This is a genomic window from Microcoleus sp. MON2_D5, from assembly GCF_036701905.1.
GTDB lineage: Bacteria > Cyanobacteriota > Cyanobacteriia > Cyanobacteriales > Microcoleaceae > Microcoleus.
This window is the reverse complement of record NZ_JAUBRM010000024.1, coordinates 66364-84351: the sequence shown is the minus strand read 5'-3', so window position 1 is coordinate 84351 and position 17988 is coordinate 66364. Positions and strand designations below refer to the sequence as shown.

The 17988-nt window shown below is 47.2% G+C and carries 17 protein-coding genes; 5 read left to right on the top strand and 12 right to left on the bottom strand.

Translation table 11 applies throughout. The annotated features are described in order from the left end of the window. The first annotated feature begins 66 nt into the window (after positions 1-66). Complete coding sequence (locus tag QUA47_RS11255; RefSeq protein ID WP_333430798.1) at positions 67-1821, top strand: NACHT domain-containing NTPase; 1755 nt, start codon at positions 67-69, stop codon at positions 1819-1821. 190 nt (positions 1822-2011) lie between these two features. On the opposite strand, the gene QUA47_RS11250 is transcribed toward QUA47_RS11255, so the two are convergent. The 3 genes from QUA47_RS11250 to QUA47_RS11240 all read right to left on the bottom strand — a co-directional run bounded on the left by QUA47_RS11250 (position 2012) and on the right by QUA47_RS11240 (position 4013). Then, a complete protein-coding gene (locus QUA47_RS11250) occupies positions 2012-2599 on the bottom strand; it encodes a zf-HC2 domain-containing protein (RefSeq protein WP_333430797.1) in 588 nt (195 codons plus the stop codon). A gap of 140 nt (positions 2600-2739) precedes the next feature. Next, complete coding sequence (locus tag QUA47_RS11245) at positions 2740-3399, bottom strand: sigma-70 family RNA polymerase sigma factor (protein ID WP_006631278.1); 660 nt, start codon at positions 3397-3399, stop codon at positions 2740-2742. A gap of 122 nt (positions 3400-3521) precedes the next feature. Further along, positions 3522-4013: a molybdopterin synthase catalytic subunit gene (locus QUA47_RS11240; protein ID WP_190659969.1), complete on the bottom strand. Its 492-nt coding sequence runs from the start codon at positions 4011-4013 to the stop codon at positions 3522-3524. Between the two features lie 633 nt (positions 4014-4646). Here QUA47_RS11240 and QUA47_RS11235 point away from each other — a divergent pair. Next, complete coding sequence (locus tag QUA47_RS11235) at positions 4647-5045, top strand: SH3 domain-containing protein (protein ID WP_333078472.1); 399 nt, start codon at positions 4647-4649, stop codon at positions 5043-5045. A 137-nt stretch (positions 5046-5182) separates the two neighbouring features. Here QUA47_RS11235 and QUA47_RS11230 read toward each other — a convergent pair whose 3' ends face one another. Beyond that, complete coding sequence (locus QUA47_RS11230) at positions 5183-6163, bottom strand: aspartate carbamoyltransferase catalytic subunit (protein WP_333221254.1); 981 nt, start codon at positions 6161-6163, stop codon at positions 5183-5185. 658 nt (positions 6164-6821) lie between these two features. On the opposite strand from QUA47_RS11230, the gene QUA47_RS11225 reads away from it, so the two are divergent. Then, positions 6822-7040 carry a DUF4327 family protein gene (locus QUA47_RS11225; protein WP_006631282.1) on the top strand — a complete coding sequence of 73 codons (219 nt, stop codon included), beginning with the start codon at positions 6822-6824 and terminating at the stop codon, positions 7038-7040. Positions 7041-7205: 165 nt separating this feature from the next. Here QUA47_RS11225 and QUA47_RS11220 read toward each other — a convergent pair whose 3' ends face one another. Next, positions 7206-8447, bottom strand: coding sequence for a protein kinase domain-containing protein (locus tag QUA47_RS11220; protein WP_333430796.1), 1242 nt, complete (start codon positions 8445-8447; stop codon positions 7206-7208). Between the two features lie 400 nt (positions 8448-8847). Between QUA47_RS11220 and QUA47_RS11215 the strand changes: the two genes are divergently transcribed. Beyond that, the gene (locus QUA47_RS11215; protein ID WP_333430795.1) at positions 8848-9507 is read left to right on the top strand and encodes a PEP-CTERM sorting domain-containing protein; all 660 of its coding nucleotides are present in this window, start codon (positions 8848-8850) and stop codon (positions 9505-9507) included. On the opposite strand, the gene QUA47_RS11210 is transcribed toward QUA47_RS11215, so the two are convergent. The 6 genes from QUA47_RS11210 to QUA47_RS11185 all read right to left on the bottom strand — a co-directional run bounded on the left by QUA47_RS11210 (position 9504) and on the right by QUA47_RS11185 (position 16765). Continuing rightward, positions 9504-11807, bottom strand: coding sequence for a serine/threonine phosphatase (locus QUA47_RS11210; RefSeq protein WP_333430794.1), 2304 nt, complete (start codon positions 11805-11807; stop codon positions 9504-9506). The two genes, QUA47_RS11215 and QUA47_RS11210, sit on opposite strands and share 4 nt — an antisense overlap. Before the next feature lie 349 nt (positions 11808-12156). Further along, positions 12157-14712, bottom strand: coding sequence for a DHH family phosphoesterase (locus QUA47_RS11205; RefSeq protein ID WP_333430793.1), 2556 nt, complete (start codon positions 14710-14712; stop codon positions 12157-12159). A gap of 234 nt (positions 14713-14946) precedes the next feature. Continuing rightward, positions 14947-15762: a PD-(D/E)XK nuclease family protein gene (locus tag QUA47_RS11200; RefSeq protein ID WP_333430792.1), complete on the bottom strand. Its 816-nt coding sequence runs from the start codon at positions 15760-15762 to the stop codon at positions 14947-14949. Between the two features lie 47 nt (positions 15763-15809). Further along, on the bottom strand, positions 15810-15962 hold the full coding sequence (locus QUA47_RS11195; protein WP_333430791.1) for a hypothetical protein: 153 nt from the start codon (positions 15960-15962) through the stop codon (positions 15810-15812). Beyond that, positions 15959-16228 (bottom strand): type II toxin-antitoxin system ParD family antitoxin, encoded by a 270-nt coding sequence (locus tag QUA47_RS11190; protein WP_333430790.1) that lies wholly within the window; start codon positions 16226-16228, stop codon positions 15959-15961. The genes QUA47_RS11195 and QUA47_RS11190 overlap by 4 nt, the downstream gene beginning before the upstream one ends. 312 nt (positions 16229-16540) lie before the next feature. Then, positions 16541-16765, bottom strand: a complete 225-nt coding sequence (locus QUA47_RS11185) for a hypothetical protein (RefSeq protein ID WP_333430789.1) — start codon at positions 16763-16765, stop codon at positions 16541-16543. A gap of 164 nt (positions 16766-16929) precedes the next feature. Here QUA47_RS11185 and QUA47_RS11180 point away from each other — a divergent pair, with 164 nt between their 5' ends. After that, complete coding sequence (locus tag QUA47_RS11180) at positions 16930-17169, top strand: helix-turn-helix transcriptional regulator (RefSeq protein WP_333430788.1); 240 nt, start codon at positions 16930-16932, stop codon at positions 17167-17169. A 118-nt stretch (positions 17170-17287) separates the two neighbouring features. On the opposite strand, the gene QUA47_RS11175 is transcribed toward QUA47_RS11180, so the two are convergent. Further along, complete coding sequence (locus QUA47_RS11175) at positions 17288-17872, bottom strand: PAP/fibrillin family protein (RefSeq protein ID WP_190659896.1); 585 nt, start codon at positions 17870-17872, stop codon at positions 17288-17290. Positions 17873-17988 lie beyond the last annotated feature (116 nt).

Here is a 17988-nt window from a genome sequence, read left to right as displayed (position 1 = left end):
ATCCTTTCTCTGCGCTGTGCTTATCTCAATGGTCAACTTTCCACTTGATATATGTGCAAAACTGAGATGCACCCGAAACACATCGCCATTCAGTGCGATCGCGCCAAATTTGAAGCCAACAAAATACCGATTTTTATCTCTCTTAAAACCTTTGCTGAAATCGCTAATGTTGACTTATTAGAATATATCAGCGACGAATTTGCCAGTTGCGGAGTTGAGGCGCGATCGCAAACTGAATTCGCACTTAGTCAAGGCAGAGGGCTGATTTTGCTGGACGGCTTAGATGAAGTGCCAGAATCAGATAGCGATGCAGTCGTCAGACAGATTCGTCATTTTGCCGGAAAGTATTACAACAATCAGTTTATTATTACCTGTCGAATTGCCGCTTCTAAGTACAGATTTCACGAAGAAGGATTTACCAATGTTGAGGTAGCCGATTTTAATAACAAGCAAATCGCTGCCTTTGCTCGCAATTGGTTTGTGGCATTTTCCCAGAATGTGGAGGCAGGGAAAGCTTTAGCTTCTCAATTTGTAGAGCAGCTAAAAATGGGTAAAAATCAGCAAATTCGAGAACTGGCAGTAACGCCTATATTGTTGAACTTGAGTTGTTTAGTATTCCAAGCCAAAGCAGATTTTCCATCGAACCGAGCCAAGTTGTATGAGGAAGGACTGGAAATTATGCTCAGAAAATGGGATGAAACGAGAGGCATTGAACGGGATGAAGTTTATCGCGATTTGAATTTGTGTCGCAAGAAACATTTACTTGCTTTTGTTGCAGCTATTACTTTTGAGCGGGGTGATTACTTTTTTGAAAAACATCAACTTCAACAAGTGATTGCCGATTATCTGGCTAATTTACCCGATGGCACAAATGACCCCATTCAGTTGGAGATCCATAGTGAGGTTGTCCAGAAGGCGATCGAGGCACAACATGGATTATTAGTGGAGAGGGCAAGAGGGATTTATTCGTTTTCTCATCTAACATTCCAAGAGTATTTCACTGCTATAAAAATAGTTAATAATTCCGATTCACAAGCTTTGGAAAAACTGGTCAGCCACCTGACCGAGAAGCGTTGGCGAGAAGTATTGTTCTTAGCAGTTGGGATGTTGCAAAAAGCTGATGATTTTTTACGGTTAATGAAACAACAAGTTGATGGACTTGTCGCTGAGGATGAGCAGTTGCAGCAATTCCTACTGTGGGTAAATCAAAAATCCCTTTCTGTTGATTTTCCGTACAAACCTGCGGCAGTGAGATTCTTTTACTTTTCCCTTCTTCCATGCCTTGAGCTTGCTCTTAATCGTAACCCTGAACGTTTCCTTGACCCAGCCCTTTACCTTGCCGTTAAATATACCTTTGACCCTGCTGTTGAAATTACCCTGGACCTTGTTCTTGACCTTGCCATTTTGCCTCTACTCGACGGTGCTATTGACCCAGCCCTTAGTCTTGCCCACGACATTCTTCTTATCCCTCTTGTTGAACCTGAATTAATGCAAGCACTGCAAGAACTTAAGAAACAGCTACCTCAGCCAGATGGTGACAAGGAAATATTTAGGAAATGGTGGCAAGCTAATGGACAAGTTTGGACTAGCGAATTAAGAAAAATCATCATTTCCTATCGCAATATAGGTCACGATTGGCAATTTAGCGAACAGCAGAAGTCATTGCTGAGGAAGTATTACGATGCTAATAAAGTGCTGGTATATTGCCTCAATAGCGCTTCTAATGTATCTCCTGCTGTGCGGCAGGAAATTGAAGGAACATTGCTGTTGCCGATCGCACATCTCCAAAAAACCGGTGACCAGGGCGATCGCCCGCTCTAATTCCACTCGCTACCCACTCCCATATTAAGATGCGATCGCCCCACAATTCCTCATTAAAAGCCAGGAAAGTGTCAAAGGATATATCCACCTTGAAAAATTGGGAAAAATGGCAAAAAGCCCCCTTTTTTAGGGAGCTTAGTTAGCGACTTCAGTTATGCTCAAAACAGAAATCCTACTGCGCCTTTGGCAATTACTTTTGAGGGGTTGCTACACGAACTTTGGGAATATCCATTATCGGTGCATTCACCCCAAGCATCAAATCGTTAGGATTAACAATCTCCACCAGAGGCTCGTTCAAAGCCATAATCAAACCGTCCGATTCACCCGAAACGGGCGATCGAGCAAACTGGGGAGCAAACAATTGGCGCTCGCCACCGACACCAGACACTAGCGCAATCAACAAAGCTGCGATCGCACCTCCACCCAAAATCCAAGTTTGTTTCGGCTTGCGTTCCACCCGCTGCAAAACCTTCGTCGCCAACTCTTGTGCAGATTGTTCCGAAGCAGGCACCGGCATTGCCTGAAAACTCTGCTGCATCATCAGCAGTCGCGAGTACAAACGTTTCGTAGTGGGGTCATTTGTCAGCCACTCCTCAACTTGCCGACGTTCTGTCGCCGTCACTTCGCCGTCGAGGTAAGCACTCAGCAATTCAAAGCGATCGCGCATCATAGTAGTTACATTCCCCTGGGGATAAGTGTTGTTAGCTTGAGTTTCAGCGAGTGAATCCCCGATACCTTGCTGATTCTGATTTTTATCCGATTCAAAGTTATAATTCATATTTCAAAATTGCTTTAATTGGGGGAAGGATGCCCTCGTGATTAGAATGATTTACTGCTTATTTATATTTTAAAAGAGAAGTTTTGATGTGACAGCAAACATCACCAAACCTTCTTGACCGGCCTCTAAAAGCACTATTGCTAATTACCATCGAGATATTTTTGCAATTCCAACTGCAATCTTTGGCGAGCTCTAGCAATTCTCGACTTGACAGTTCCCAAAGAAACTCCAGTCATTTCGGCTATTTCCTCATATGCTAAACCTTCAATTTCTCTTAAAACAATTGTCGTGCGGAATACTTCCGGCAAATCGGCGATCGCCACCCGCAACTGGTCGTAAAATTCTCTAGTCGTCAAATCTTCATCAGGCCCCGGACTGTCGGCCGGAATTTCCCAATCTACCTCGCCATCTTCCAGAGCACGGGGTACGTCCAACGACAGCGGAGTTCGCACCCGCTTGCGCTTCCGCAACTCATCGTAAAACAAATTAGTGGCGATGCGGCTCAGCCAGCCCCGAAATTTAACAGGCTCTTGCAAGCGGTTAATATTGCGGTACACTCGAATCCACACTTCCTGAGCCAAGTCTGCTCGGTCTTGCCAGTCAGGGGCCAAGTGATAGAGAACCCTGTCTACGTGGGACTGATACCGCTTCAACAGTTCTGAAAAGGCAGTGCTCTCAGGTCGATTTCCTTCCTGACAACGCAATACCAAGTCATAATTAGAGAGTTTTTCGGCTGGCAATTGCACTCTTTGAACGGTCGCCACAACCGCAGACCAGGACACGGAAATAAAGTCGCTCATCGGTGGAATTGGCTCATCGAACATTCCACACTTTTTGACGGTAGCAGATCCCGATTGGTTCCCGCGCTCGGAAACTGCGATCGGCTTCAGTCATGAAACAGTCAATGACTGCTGACTGCTCACTAATGCCCGACAACCTCGCACGCTCCAATACTAACCCAACTGCTCGAACCGTCGGCCCAATGTTCCTTTTTCCAAATCGGTACATTGTGTTTTAGCGTATCTATCGCGTACTGGCAAGCTGCAAAGGCCTCCCCCCGGTGGGGACAGCCAACAGCCACCAGTACGCTGATTTCGCCCACCTGCAAGTGTCCGACTCGGTGGTGAATGGCGACCCGATTGACATCGGCCCACTGGCGGCGGATTTCCGTAGCGATTTGCTGGAATACTCGCACGGCCATAGGTTCGTAGGCTTGATATTCTAGGGAAACTACAGCTTGACCGTCAGTTTGGTTGCGGACTGTACCGCTCATCATTACCACGGCTCCGTTCGCCGGGTCATCTGCCAAAGCGTATATTTCCTCTACAGACAACGGCGCTAAGGTAATGGCGAAGCTGTCTGATTCATGGCGTTGAGGAATTGTGCCGATCGAAAGTGCAGCGCTAGAGTTCATTGCCAAAGAAGTGGTGGTGGAGAAGTTAATTGATCTTGACACAAATCAAGTCGCGATCGATCTTGCATCGTTGTCCGGGAAACGGGGTGGCTAATGTTGAGACCCATCTCGTAGCACGGGCGAGGGCCCGACGCCATCACCCCGAACTTTTGTACCAGTGCGATCGGCTACAATATAACTCGCCCCAACCAAATTAAGAGCGTGATTGAAGACGAGCAGGATGCTTGTTCGATCAAATTAACTGCCGATATTGCTGTAGCAACTCAATAAATAAGCACACCCCAATAAGTAGTGTCATTCGTAACTCGGTACAAGCAATCTCAAACCCCAAGCGATTACTTTGTTCCCTTTTGAATGACACAGTTAACTTTAATTCGGTCCTCCTACTTATCGGTGTAGCCAAAATTTTTAGCAGCAGATGTAAACTTTATTTATTTTTTTGTTCCGGAAAGCTACTTAGATGACATGATATACCTGTGCAGGGTTGAGGCAAATTGGCGGATACTAGACAAAAGCAAAATCGTAACGCCCTCATGTGCCTTATATGAAACATAAGTTAATAGTTTGGGCTGTTAATGGAGGTTTCGACCTGAGTCTGCACCAATAAATGTTAACAACAATCACGAGGAAACTATGGAAGCACTAGCATTGAGCCACTCTTTTGTTGCTTATGAATCTCCAGAGTCCGAACTCCAAGTCAAGTCGTTAGATCAACTGGGCTTGAAAATTCCTAATTCTGCATGGATAGGCGTTGCAGGTATGGCAGTAGCTTTATCTGTTCTGAGTGTCGGTGGCGAAGCCCAGGCCGCTTGCTACTCCCGCTGCGGCAAGAAAAGCCATCACGGCCATCACAGCTACGCCAAAGTTGTCACGAATGGCGGCCGACTGAATATCCGCAACCGCCCCGATAGCTGTTCTCATGTAATCGGCAAGTTATATTATGGAGACCACGTAAAATTGACCGGTCGTTACAAACACGGCTGGGCCCAACTGAAAGGTGGTGGCTGGGTGTCTGCGTCCTGGCTTTCCTAACTCTTAACTAGAGCAATTTACATTTCTAGAAAGAGTTTTAATCGTTACCCGGTCATACTGGGTAACGATTATTGTAAAGAGGCGATCGCTCCTGAAAATAATCGAATATCCGAAATTCATTACTAACAACTAACAGCCTAAACTTTACCCCCGCCGATTAGATAAAGTAATGCCATCCGCACCGCCACGCCGCTGGTAACTTGCTGAGAAATCAGGCTAAACTGGGCATCGTCCATCAAATCCGAACTAATTTCCACGCCACGGTTAACCGGGCCCGGGTGCAACACCTTCACATCCGGCTTGCAGAGTTTGAGCCGATCGCGCGTAATCCCGTACAAAGAATGGTACTCTCGTAAACTCGGCAGCAAATGGTCGCTCATCCGTTCCTTTTGCAGCCGCAAAGTCATCACAAAATCAGCATCGGCCAAAGCAGGTTCAAGCTGCCAGTGCAAAAATAACTTGCCTTCCCTACCATCACCACACTCAGCAAACAACAGCGGCAGCAAAGTCGGCGGCCCAGCCAAATGAACCTCTGCCCCAGAAGCCGTTAGACTCCAAATATTAGACCTAGCGACTCGCGAATGCAAGATATCCCCCACCACAGCAATTTTTTTACCCGCTAAAAGTTCCAGCCGCGGACGTTCGGTATCTAACAGAGTACAAATAGTAAATAAGTCTAGCAAACCTTGTGATGGGTGTTCGTGCTGGCCGTCTCCTGCATTGAGAACGCTCACTCTCGAACCCAAGCGATCCATTTCCGAAGCAATTGTGCTGGGAACTCCAGCTTGTTCGTGCCGGATCACCATCAAATCCGTTCCCATCGCCAGATAAGTCTTAGCCGTGTCCAGAATAGTCTCCCCCTTCGTCAGAGAAGAACTTCCCGGGGTAAAATTCAGCGTATCCGCTGAGAGTCGCTTCGCCGCCAACTCAAAACTATTGCGAGTCCGGGTAGAAGGTTCAAAAAACAAATTCGCGACCACTTGACCCTGCAGGGCAGGCACTTTCTTCGTGCGGCGGCCGAGCACCTCCCGAAAACTGGCTGCAGTTTGCAGCACCGTATCGTATTCGTCCGAGGTAAAATCAGCCAGAGTGAGAATGTGTCGCCTTGTCCAAGTCATACAATTTTAGATTTGAGATTTGAGATTTGAGATTTGAGATTTACTGAATCAAGACGGACGATGGGTTTGAACCTTGCCTGCGGGCCCGCGTGGGGCAGCCTAGAATGTTCGATCGACATTTAGGGGTGGCGATCAACAGTATCCAACAATTTTTGATCGCTTTTGCGGTGAGTAGAGTTATAATCAGTTTATGTAGCTCAGACCCCACTCTCACAGCGAACCCAGCGTCGAAGGTGAAACAGGTGTGGTTTACCCGCAGGAAAGCGGAAATTACGCTGTAGCAGCGAAAGAGCAGTAGTTGCAGTTTCTCCTACGCAAACTCAGCCTTGTCAAGAACAAGCCGAACGTAGCCCTTGCATCTGCCACTATGTGGAAACAACGATGTGAAAACAATCGAGGCGGCAAACCTCCCACTGTCGATCGACAGCATATAGCGGGACAATTTAAAGATGATTAATTCTTTGAAGTCGGTCTTGACTCTTCAGTCCTGCTTATAGCCCCTTGTCAAAACGAACAGTGTTAAGATACAAGTTGAATATGTAGCTTCCCGACAAAAATCTACACGTATCTTGGCGAGACTGTTCTTAGCGAAACTGCGGTAACAAGTGTGAGCTGGGAAGTTGTAATTACACAAGATTTAAACAATTCAAGAGGTATTATGAGCCAGCAGGTTATACAGCCGATGGTTAAGTTCCAGCGTCAGGTGCATTCTCTTGTCACGTCTGACATTATCAAGCCCACAGACAGTATTTGGAAAATAGCTCTGCTTTACGGCGACGAATGGCCGTACTGGAAACAGCAATTGCTAGAGTTTGATTTTTCTATGCAAGACCCCGTGAGCGAGTTGATAGCTGTAGAAGCTTGGGACGAGGAATAACAGAGGAGACGGAGGACTGGGGTGTCGGAGAGAAATTTCGAGGCGATCGGGTAAATTTTATTTCAGCAATTTCCGTTGCTAACTTCTTCCCTCTTCCCTCTTCTCTCTACCCTTTGCCATCTTCCTAATGACATTTGACTTGTGACATTTGACTTCTAACTTCTGTTAAACGGAAGCGGCTAAAGCTCGAGCTAATTGTTGAGCAGTTTGAAAGCGATCCCCAGGCTTAGCTGCCGTGGTTCGCAAAATGATCTCCCGCAGCTTGGGGGCGATCGTCGGAATATTTTCGAGCTTAAACCCGTAACCTCCAGCTATTTTCCCGTAAAAGTTTTGAGGGCTTTGGGCCGTCAGCAAAAAAATCAAAGTAGGCCCAATAGCATATAAATCCGACTGAGGGAGAGGCTGTCCCCGGTCTTGTTCTGGTGCGGTGTAGCCTTCAACGCCGATGCGAGTCCCTGGAGGAGTGCCGATTTCTTTAACGGCACCAAAATCCAGCACTGTAATGCAATTGTCGCGGTGGCGCACCAGCAAATTAGCAGGTTTAATATCCCGGTGGACGATCGGGGGTTTTTGAGAGTGAATGTAGTCCAAAACCTCACAGGTTTGGATCATCCACTCTATTGCTTGTTGGGGAGCAACAGGGCCGCGGTTGTAGATGCGTTTTTCTAAATCCTCGCCGTGGAGCATTTCCATCACCAAGTATTTTTTCCCCCCTTCCACAAAAAAGTCAAAAAACTGAGGAATTCCCTGATGGTGGAGGGCCTTGAGAGTTTTAGCTTCACGTTCAAACAGTTCTTGAGCTTTGACTATTTGAGCCATGTCAGCATTCATTTCCTTGAGAACTACCAGAGAAGCTGCGGGGGAACTTCCCGGTTGTTGAGCTTTTGCTTTATCTCGATCCCAGGCTAAAGTAGTTGTTCCCATACCCCCTTGGCCCAAAGTTCGCAGCACTTGGTAGTGGCGCACCGTGCGATCGACTTTAATCGGTTCGCCGCAGTGGATGCAGAATAAATTCCCCGGCGGGTTTCCCGCATGGGTACACCTCGGGGGGGCGAGATTGACGGTGGGGTTCGCCTCAATCTTGCCGCCGACTTCAATAGTAATAACTTGGAAATGCAGAATTGGGCCGCCCCGCGCCAACTGGATCAGGGCACCGTCGGATATCCAACCCTGAGACATGAGAATACCGTTTACCAAAGTGCCATTTGTCCCCGAATTGACTAAGTACCACTGACTGGCTCTCCCGTTATTAACTCTTTGCAGTTCCAGATGCTGCCGCGACACTAGAGCATTAGGGATCACAACGTGATTGTCTGGAGAGCGGCCGATGCGAATAATGGATTCGCTCTCGAAACTCCACTGTTGCAGGGGGGTCTGTTTTTCTGGGTCTAAAAGAGTCAGCAGCATTTTTGATGGATGTGGTTAATCTGCTAATAACTAGCAGGAGTTGCCCCGCTTCTGGCTGGGCAATTCTTTTGCCCAGCGCCAACTGTAATAGCTGGCTATTGAACGAGGAACTAATAACTAGCTCTGTTGCAGCGTTTAACCGTAAATTTACTAGAAATCGATCTGTTGCATCGTTCGCGTAATAGGTATTATTACTATGATTTCAGCCCTTAGCTTCATCAAATCTTGATTAAAGCACATTTTTTATTAAATGTTGCATAAAGATGCTATTGCTTTCTCATTTTTGTAAAATATTTTCCATATTATTGCTGATAAATAAATCGAGCTTTTTACCCAAGCATCTCTACTTAATCCTATCAAAATTAAGGACGGAATAACAATGACTAAAAACTTACAATAAATGGCTGTTGCTGCTGCTATTTTGGGATTGGGGGCGACCGCAGTCAAATCTGCAGAGGCTGCATCAGTGAAATTAACTTTTTTTCAGGACACGGACACTCCTGTAGCTGTAGGCTCTTTCAGCTATGATGAATCGACTCCTTATGAAGCTATTTTTCCGTCAAGAAGTGTGGGAACACCTCCTTTAGAAATTAAGGCCAGCGATAAATGGTTTCTAGTACAGGATTTTGCGGTAAATTTACTCGGGCTGTTGTGGAACTTGTCCCAGGCTACAGTTGGCGACAGGGGTACAAGGCTTTCACCTTTCTTGTGGGCACCGTTTGACCGACCTCAATTACAAGTTCTTACGGCAAGTTTTTCCCCTTTCGGTTCCGAAGAACCCAATCTGTGGGGAAATTGGGCATTTGGAAATATACGAACACCTCCAAATCTGGTCATATTTGGGAATAGCGACGGGCCAGGATCTAGAATGAGCTGGCTGCAAAATGGTTTCCAATCAAACGGAAGCTACCTCAACAGCGGATATGTAATAGCAGAGGAAGTCAAGCCTTGCTCTGAAAACTCAGAGGCTGTTCCTGAACCTGGAACAATGGGAGGTTTAACTCTGGCAGCGGCTGGCTTGGGCTACGCCAAGAAAAAGTTTGGAGCATCCAAATTCTAAAATCGAAATGCGCCTACCTGCGCCCGAATGATAATTGCCGTGATATTGTCGTGACCGTTGCGTTTGTTACCCAGTTCAATCAACTGGGCAACTCCCTGGTCGAGATCGGCTTGGGGATTGAACAGAGGTTCGAGAGTGTTTTGCCAGTGAGTTTCCAACAAATCATTATCTGTCAAACCGTCGGAGGCCAAAATCAACAAAGTATCTTCGCACAAGTCTAAAAACTGCACGTCGGGCTTGAGAAAATTACTGTCTCGCGGGCCGATGGCTTGAGTTAGTTGATAGGCGTCGGGACGGGCATAAGCAGTTTCCGGGTCAACCCCGCGCTTTATTTCGCGCTGCCCTACTTCGTGGTCTGAGGTGATTTTTTCTAGGGTTTGTCCCTTTCTCAGTCGGTAGAGGCGGCTGTCGCCGACGTGGGCAACGGCGAATTTGGTGTCTTGAACTAAGACTGCGACTAGAGTTGTACCCATGCGGGCGCTGCCGGAGCGTCCGTCCTTTTGATTGATTTCAAAGATGGCTTTGTTGGCTAGCAGGACTCCCTCGCGGATGGTGTCTGCAGGAGGTAGCTGATTTTCCCAACTGGTTTGAAAAAATTCTCTGAGGGTTTCAGCAGCTAGTTGACTGGCTACTTCTCCCCTCTCGTGTCCGCCCATGCCGTCGCAGAGAATGTAAAGCCCTTTGGTTTGAAATATGCGACCGAAGGAGCTTTCGAGTTTGTTGAGCTGAGTCCAGATGCTGAAGAAGTCTTCGTTGTGGTCGCGCGTGCGGCCAACATCGGTGAGACCTGCGTCTTCTAAGCTGTAAATCTGGACTGGCATGGGCTGGGTTAAGACCTCGCCAACGTCGGGGGGGGACTGGTCTGGGCTGCGGAAAGGCCCGCGCGTCGGGGTTGAGGTTGGTGAAGGTGCGGGTTGGATTTCGATGGGAACAGTTTCTAGGCGCGATCGCAATTCTTCGATTGTGTTAATCTCGCCTCTGTACATTTGTTGCAGCAGTTCGAGCAAGGCGCCAAACTGAGTGCGACCATCGGACTGGCTAAATATCACCTGCCACAATTGCCCCAAATCTACCAGTTGCAGGTTGGAGCCGGCGGGTTCGGGATAGAGGTATTGCAGTCGCAAAGAAGCCAAGGAAAAGGAAGAGTCGGGGTTGACTCGCAAGTTTGTCAGTTCCAACAAGCTTTGCCGACAGCGCCAGGGTTCTAGGGCAGCCCACAGTTCTGTCATTTCGTGCAGCCAGTATAAAATTTGCTGGGTGGAAGTTTCGGGTCGATTCCACCGTTCTACCAGCAGCGGCCATTGGGAGCAGTCTTCTAGCAGCAGCACTGCCTGTTCGTTGTCTGACCAGCTATCGTGAATGACTGGCAGGTTTTGAGAGAATTGCCACCGCAGTGCCAGATAAGGTTCAGCTATGCCTTGGCACAGCTCTGCTAAGGCGGAATTGGTTGAATTTTCTCCGCGTTTGATTACTGCGCTATAGGGGGATGTTCGTCTGGCGACGCTGGCCGAGTTGGCTGCTAGCATGGCTTTTAGGGGTGACATTTCCAGCGGCTGACAGTCCAATACTGTTACTGCTACTGTGTCTGAGCGTTTTCTCGGCGGCACGGTTTCTAGGAGTTGGTAGCGCTGCTGAGTGTCTAAATAAGCTCCGGCTGGCTGGGAAGGTATTAAATATTCTGAATTGGGGACGGGGAATTGTGGAGATTGGGGGGAGAGGTCAGCTATGTTTGGGCTGTCGGGGTTCTCGGTTGCTTCCTGGATTTGTTGAGGGTGTGGTGCGGTTGTAAAATTCTGCTCAGGTGGGGTTCTTTGGCGCTCTGGTGCTGTATTAGAGCTTTTTTCTGTTGTTTGAAAGGATGCTGGTGCGCTCGCCCCCACGGCTACCACAGCGTCAATTTCTGGGCTGCTGAATTCGGGGACTTCGGTCAGTGCAGAAGTTGGTTCTACGGCTGTTTGGGGTTCGGCTGGGGTGGTGATTTCTGTTTTAATCGCGTCTGTGATTGGTTCAGCAGAGTTTTGGGGCGATGCGATTTCTGGAACCATCTCTGGTTTTTGGGGAAATTCGGCTGGGGGTAGCGTGGATTCGTCTGGCTCGACTGCTGGAAAATTCGATCGACCGCAGATAATGGCCCGCCACACTTGACCTGTTGCGACGCCGCAATTCTGACATTCTTTGGCGCTAAAAGCGACTTGGGCACCGCATTCGTGGCAAGGTTTGTAAATTAGGGAATTTCCGCATTGTTGACAAAACTTGTTTGGATTGGGATTTTCAAATTGGCAGCGGGGACAGAGAAGCATAGGGGTTTTAAATTGGAGATGGGCGATCGAGTTTGGCGGTGGGGAGTTTTGGGTTTTGGGCTGTGAGTTAGGAGTTATAAGTTTTGGCCCTGACTCGCAACGGATAACTCCCATGGCCCTATGCCTTATTTTATCGGGATGAATTCAGAACTCAGATATTTCTTAGAACTGAGATGTGGCCTCCGTGTCAGGAATAGGCCTGTTAAGCCACATCTACAAAAACCTCTCTCGCTTCACAGGCGAGAAAGGCAGCCCCACCGGCGGCAGCGAGTGCGGGCCCGACAAGAAAAGTTATCTCATGAGTGGAACTGTCATTCTGGCTATGCTTAACAATGGTGCTAGATATCAGTTAGAAGGGATTTGCTGTAGAATCTTCTTGGAAAACGGTCTCTCGGGCGATCGACACAATGGTGGAGAGGGGTACTTCACAGAAATATTTCCGCCGGAATTGTTCTTCGGAGACTGCTGCTAGGAATTGCGCTGCAAAACGCGCGGCAATCGGGGAATTTGGCACTGAGAATTGAATGGATTGGCTATCTAATAAGGGTTTGGGGATTTGATCGGGCGCGTCTTGCTGCTGTGCGGTTTCGGGTTTTCTGGCAATGTGGAAAGCTCGATCGCGGTAATGGATTTGGAAACCGAGATATGTTAAGGTTTTGAACCCTAGTTGCAGCGATGTGTCGCTGATGCCGAGTTTTTGGCGGAGTTGCTGTCTGGTGACGGGTTTGTTGGTGCGGCTGAGGTATTTGGCGATGCCGATTAGCTGTTGGCAGATTTGCTGTGGGGGTACGAGTGGGGGTAATGTATAGGCGATCGCGAGTTTTTTCTGAGTGTACTGTGCTTGCCGAAACCAGATCCGCAGTTCGTCCCAGCTTGCGGGGCATTCTTTGAGGACGATCGAGTTTTCGCGATCGACCTTTTCGGAATTGTAAACTAGATTGTCGATCGGCATTTGAGATTCTAAGTTTGTGCTAGCGCCTACTAACTCTTCATCGTTATTTTTATTGCGCCAGTCTACAATCCAATCTATTGGAGTCTGAGAATTTATTTGGTTTTCTTCCGTGCGTTCCCGCACTGATACGAGGCGGACTTCATACCGCGATTTGTAAGTATTAAAATCGAGTTCGACTGTGACATCGCAGCGGCCTTGGGGAACTTCGTTTTGATTGTGTCCCCACCAAATGCCGGGAAATCCCGTATCGCTAGATTCGTCCCTAATTGTAAATTCTGTTTTGATATATTCTACTTTTTGCCCTTTCAAATCCTTAATTTTTTGATTCCAAAGATTCTCAAACCAGCAGTTTTCAATCAGCAATTTGGGTGCGGGGTTGCCCATACCGCAAGGTTCGAGCAATTTTAGTTCTTGAAATAAGTCTTTGCCTAATTCGGAGACAGTAATTTTTAAGTCGGCTTGAATGGGGGCTGCTGTTAAACTATCGGTGCTGTATTGTTGTCGCAGTTGCTGATTTACCGCATCTGTAAATAGGGGGATATTTTCAACGGGGAGACTCAATCCGGCGGCGAAAGGATGACCGCCAAATCTGTGCAATAAATGCGCTTGATCTTTGACTAATTGGTAAAGGTCGATTTGATTGGCGGAACGGGCGGAACCCCTGGCAATTTTGGATGGGGAAAGTGTTGGTGATTCTGAATCTAAGAAGGAGGTAAATTGCATTTCCGGGGAATTTTCATTAATTTTTTCGCTTCCTTCTGTGCTGAATAAAATCACGGGGCGGCCGTATTCTTGGGCGATTTGTCCCGCTACTAATCCTAATACTCCTACGGGCCATTGCGGATCGCTGAGGACGATGACGCTAGTAGTTGAAAGGTCGAGTTTGGCTAGTTTGTTAGCGGCATCTTTGGCAACATCTTTTTGTAAAGATTTACGTCTGCTGTTGGCAATTTCGGTTAAATTTGCTAGTTCTTCGCAGCGTTTTTTGTCGCGGCTGGTGAGGAGTTCTACGCAGAAGCTGGCGTCACCTTGAATGCGGCTGACGGCGTTGATTCGGGGGCCGAGGCCGAAGGAAATGTCGGTTGGGCGATCGCCCGATCTTTTGCACAGTTCGAGCAATTTTGCAACTCCCGGCCGGGTGGGATTTGCGATTTGTTTTTGCAGTTGTTGGATGCCGATTTGTGCTAGGTAGCGGCTGTCTCCTGTAAGTTGGACTAAATCGGCAATTAAGCCGATCGCTACTAATTCTAATAAATCTGTTAGCGGGCGCTGCGGAATATCCGGTAATGTGTGATATAATGCTTCAACTAATTTGTAGGCTACTCCCACTCCTGAGAGGTTAAATAGTTGGTGGTTTGGGGGAAAGTAGCGGGGATTGATAATGGCTGTAGCTGGCGGGCGATCGTCTGGTAATGTATGATGGTCGGTAATAATTGTATCGATGTTTAAGCTAGTCGCATATTCGATTTCGGCGATGTTTGTACTGCCGGTATCGCAGGTAATAATTAAGCTAATTCCCGATTTTGCTAAGGCATCTATTCTCGGAATGTTGAGCCCGTGAGATTCGGTTAAGCGGTTGGGAATGTAATAAGTTAGTTGCTCGTCTTGAGCAAAAAATTCTCCCAGTCCGTCCCAAAGTACGGAAGTTGAGGTAATACCGTCGGCGTCGAAGTCTCCCCAAATTGCGACTTTTTCGCCGCTGTTTCGTGCTTGCTGGATTCTTTCTATCGCCCAGTTCATTTCTAGTCCGAATTCAAAGGGACTTGCTGGTTGGTAAAGTTGGGGATTTAAGAAACCGGGTATTTGTTCGGGGTTTTGAATTCCTCTATACCACAGAAGTGTGGCGGCATAGTTTCCGGGGAGTTCTGGTGCATGGTTCCTGACAGCTTCTATCAGCCAAGCTGGGGGTTGGGGTAAGGGTTGATTTTGCCAGTTTTGAGGAGTTTCTGTCATTCGATTTTAGATTTTAGATTTTAGATTTTAGATTGTGACCACAGATGAATCTAGGGGCTTGTTTGTATGTTAAATAAGACTTACGCGAGTCACTGGTTCCCCGGCTCTGCCTGGGAACCCATTTCCAGAGGCTGTGCCTCGCTTACGATCGGGAAAATAGGAGGCAGAGCCTCCCTATCGGCGTTACTAGGCTCTGCCTGGTAACGAGTAAAATTGGGGGGGTTTGTTTATATATTAAATAAATATTTCGTCGATTATAGCAAGATTTGGTAGCCAATCCGTGGGAGTTTCTGCTGCAAGATTGGGTAAGAAAGCTGTGTTGTCTGGTGTGCGGTTGCAGCGAGTGGCAAATTGACAGGAATCGCAAAGATTGGAACTAATTTCTACTTGGGGTAAGAATTCGCCGCCTTCGGTATAGCGCTGTCGCCAGTCGGTTAGCTGCTGCAATAGGTGGGTTAAATCTTGTTTTGTGCGTTCGTGTTCTGTTTGGCTGTAATAAAATGTGAGTTTTTGTGGCGGTTCTTCTCCTTGCAATTGTACGAACCAGTATGTCATAGATACTTGTTCGGGGGAATAGTCGCTGGTTTCTACTAAGACGTATAAATAGAGGCGAGTTTGCCAACTTTCGGCTATCCATTTTGATTTTTGAGGGCGGGGATAGGTTTTCCAGTCGAGAATTTGGGCTGCGTTTGGTTCTGCTATTAGCAAGTCATAGATAACGGTGAATAGGTAGTCTTGGAAAATTAGGGTGCGGGGGTGTTCGGCTTGGCGAAAAATTCGATCGCTCTCTTCTGAATTGGCGAAGAGTTCGGGTGCGGTGTTGATAAATGCTGCCACACAGCGTCCCAGTTCGGGGTCTTGTTGGATGATAAATTCAATGGGAAGTCCGAGTTCTCGCTGCTGCATTAATAGGTGAAAGTGGCTTCCCCATGTGAGTTTTTCTTTGTGTTCTGGGGAGGCGGTGGTGGCTAGGAGTTCTAGGTAGCTGTGTTGGAATTTGCGGGGGCATTCTTCGAGAATTTTGAGTTGGGTTTGCGAGAGTCGGAGCATTTTTTTGTGTGATTTTGTGGGTTTGGGGTAGGGTTTTGTGATACTAATTATTGCAATAAAACACGGCGGTTGAAACCGCTACTATACAAACGAAGTTTCTCTCGCTTGAGACTAAAAAATAAAGATTGACGAGCGATGTAGTCTACAATTTGCTCGATGTCTTGAATTGCGGGTTCGGTGAGGCGAAATTGGGGAGTCATGCTTCTGATGAACTGTAGCGCGATCGCAGGTTGGCGCGGATTTGTGCGATTGCGATTGCACCGTCTACGACTTCACCACGTTGGGATGCTTGCTGGCCAATCAGTGCGTCTCGTTGAAGTTCTTGCAGTCGTCCTTGATAAATGTCTTCTTGTTGTTCCAGGAGTTGAATGGCTGCGAGGATTACTTCGATCGCACTTTTGTATTTGCCAGTCGTGAGTTGACGCTCCACGAGGGCTTCGACTTCAGGTGACAAAACAATTTGCATGGCGCTTGAGAGGAGAAGTGTTGATTCTATTGTAGGCGATTCCCTACGGGATAGCTGCGCTCGTGCGTACTTCAGTTATATTGTTTTGGATTAACGGGCGATCTTAATTTACTCACAAATCATATAGCAAGCCTATATGATTTGTGAGAATTTACCATAACTGTGAAGCTTGGGCAAATCAAATATCTGATAATGAGTAACTAACTCAAATATATATAGCAATCCTGTAGGAATTGTGAACAACTTGCATGGGTAATGCCCCCGTGTCTACCTTACTCTTAGAGGGGCAACCACGGGGGGTTAATCCTACTTTTAGTCTGGTTGCAAGTCAAAGACTACGACAAGCGTTGCTTGAGGCATCAGTTGACGCAGGCACAGCAAGTGTCCGTCAGCATCCGATCGACTGCGAAATCGCCCCACAACCGCCCGCTGCATACTGGGCATGAGTTTGGCGATCGCCCAAGGGTACAGCCGTTTTTGGTACGCGATCGCCCCAGGATTCGCTGCGAATCCCTGTTGATAACCGTTTTGTGGCATGATGGTTTAGTATCCTCTCTGGACTACAGGAAAGGGCGTTAGTAAGTCTCTTGCCGGAAATCGACTAACGCCTCTACTACTATGATTAAACACCAAACTCACCTTGTGTGTCAATACTTGGCGCTAAATATTAACAGTTATTATATTAAAAGGTTTATTCAGCTATGGATTTGAGAGCCTTGAGAGAACGTGCAGGGCTGACAATCTTAGACGTAGCACGGGAACTAGAATGCGCGGAGTCTTCTATTCGCAACTGGGAAAAAAGCCGAACCTTGCCAAAGATGGAAGTTTGGCAAGTATTCCGAATGCGAGATTTGTATCGATGTAGCGAAGCGGAGTTGGTCCTAGCTGTCAGAAAGTCAATGCCGACGGAAAAGAAAGAACAGACAAAACTGACGGATTAACAATACTTATGCAGTCTTGAAATGTTTGTTAAAGTAATAGATTTTATTTTTTCAACCGCAGATGAACGCGGATAAACGCCGATGAAATTGCGATCGCACTTAATCACACATCACACAATCACTCTTTTGTCAAGACAAAAACACTTTCTTTATTCCCTCGTCCAATCCGCAAATCCTTATCCAAATAAGTGATATCCAGCCATCCCTGCTGTTCGCGAGTATCCAGCCCGATATCTACTGCAGCGAACTTTTTCCCCGACTCAATCTCATTGATAAACTTAACCGGAGATTCATAGCCAATCAACCTACTTAAACCGAAAATCGACCGCTCAAACTTGATCTGCACTCGGCGTTCGGAAGTTGCCTCAAATCTCGCCGCTACACTGACAATTCCTTCCAAATAAGGCAAGCCGTAAAGTTCGCCAATGTTGTAAACTTTAGATTCTTTGACGCGGATAGATTGATAAATTTGACCCAATTTCACCAAGGGAAAACTGTCAAGATTCAGCAGTTCGCGGCTGCTGGTGTACAATAACCGCCAATCACCATTTAAAAGCTCTGCGGCTTCGACAGGGCGTGGCGTGGGGTTGTAATCTTCCAATTTGGCGATCGCACTTAAAATCGCTTGTTTGTCGCTGGGAGTGGCCAGCAAACCGCGATTCTTACCAGCAATTATCTCTAATAGTGCAGATTTTCTAAGCATGATTTTTTAAGAAGGAAGAACACGGATTTTGACACGAGTACACGGATTAATTATCGAACGTCAGGCAAAAGTCAGACCGCTCTTTTCTTCAGTCTCAAGCGAGAGGGACGAAATTT

Coding starts and splice junctions, on each gene's coding strand:
- QUA47_RS11225 (WP_006631282.1), top strand. CDS start 6,822: ATGAGCCAGCAGGTTATACAGCCGATGGTTAAGTTCCAGCGTCAGGTG.
- QUA47_RS11220 (WP_333430796.1), bottom strand. CDS start 8,447: ATGCTGCTGACTCTTTTAGACCCAGAAAAACAGACCCCCCTGCAACAG.
- QUA47_RS11205 (WP_333430793.1), bottom strand. CDS start 14,712: ATGACAGAAACTCCTCAAAACTGGCAAAATCAACCCTTACCCCAACCC.
- QUA47_RS11190 (WP_333430790.1), bottom strand. CDS start 16,228: ATGCAAATTGTTTTGTCACCTGAAGTCGAAGCCCTCGTGGAGCGTCAA.
- QUA47_RS11210 (WP_333430794.1), bottom strand. CDS start 11,807: ATGCTTCTCTGTCCCCGCTGCCAATTTGAAAATCCCAATCCAAACAAG.
- QUA47_RS11200 (WP_333430792.1), bottom strand. CDS start 15,762: ATGCTCCGACTCTCGCAAACCCAACTCAAAATTCTCGAAGAATGCCCC.
- QUA47_RS11235 (WP_333078472.1), top strand. CDS start 4,647: ATGGAAGCACTAGCATTGAGCCACTCTTTTGTTGCTTATGAATCTCCA.
- QUA47_RS11250 (WP_333430797.1), bottom strand. CDS start 2,599: ATGAATTATAACTTTGAATCGGATAAAAATCAGAATCAGCAAGGTATC.
- QUA47_RS11230 (WP_333221254.1), bottom strand. CDS start 6,163: ATGACTTGGACAAGGCGACACATTCTCACTCTGGCTGATTTTACCTCG.
- QUA47_RS11255 (WP_333430798.1), top strand. CDS start 67: ATGCACCCGAAACACATCGCCATTCAGTGCGATCGCGCCAAATTTGAA.
- QUA47_RS11185 (WP_333430789.1), bottom strand. CDS start 16,765: ATGCCACAAAACGGTTATCAACAGGGATTCGCAGCGAATCCTGGGGCG.
- QUA47_RS11245 (WP_006631278.1), bottom strand. CDS start 3,399: ATGAGCGACTTTATTTCCGTGTCCTGGTCTGCGGTTGTGGCGACCGTT.
- QUA47_RS11175 (WP_190659896.1), bottom strand. CDS start 17,872: ATGCTTAGAAAATCTGCACTATTAGAGATAATTGCTGGTAAGAATCGC.
- QUA47_RS11240 (WP_190659969.1), bottom strand. CDS start 4,013: ATGAACTCTAGCGCTGCACTTTCGATCGGCACAATTCCTCAACGCCAT.
- QUA47_RS11195 (WP_333430791.1), bottom strand. CDS start 15,962: ATGACTCCCCAATTTCGCCTCACCGAACCCGCAATTCAAGACATCGAG.
- QUA47_RS11180 (WP_333430788.1), top strand. CDS start 16,930: ATGGATTTGAGAGCCTTGAGAGAACGTGCAGGGCTGACAATCTTAGAC.
- QUA47_RS11215 (WP_333430795.1), top strand. CDS start 8,848: ATGGCTGTTGCTGCTGCTATTTTGGGATTGGGGGCGACCGCAGTCAAA.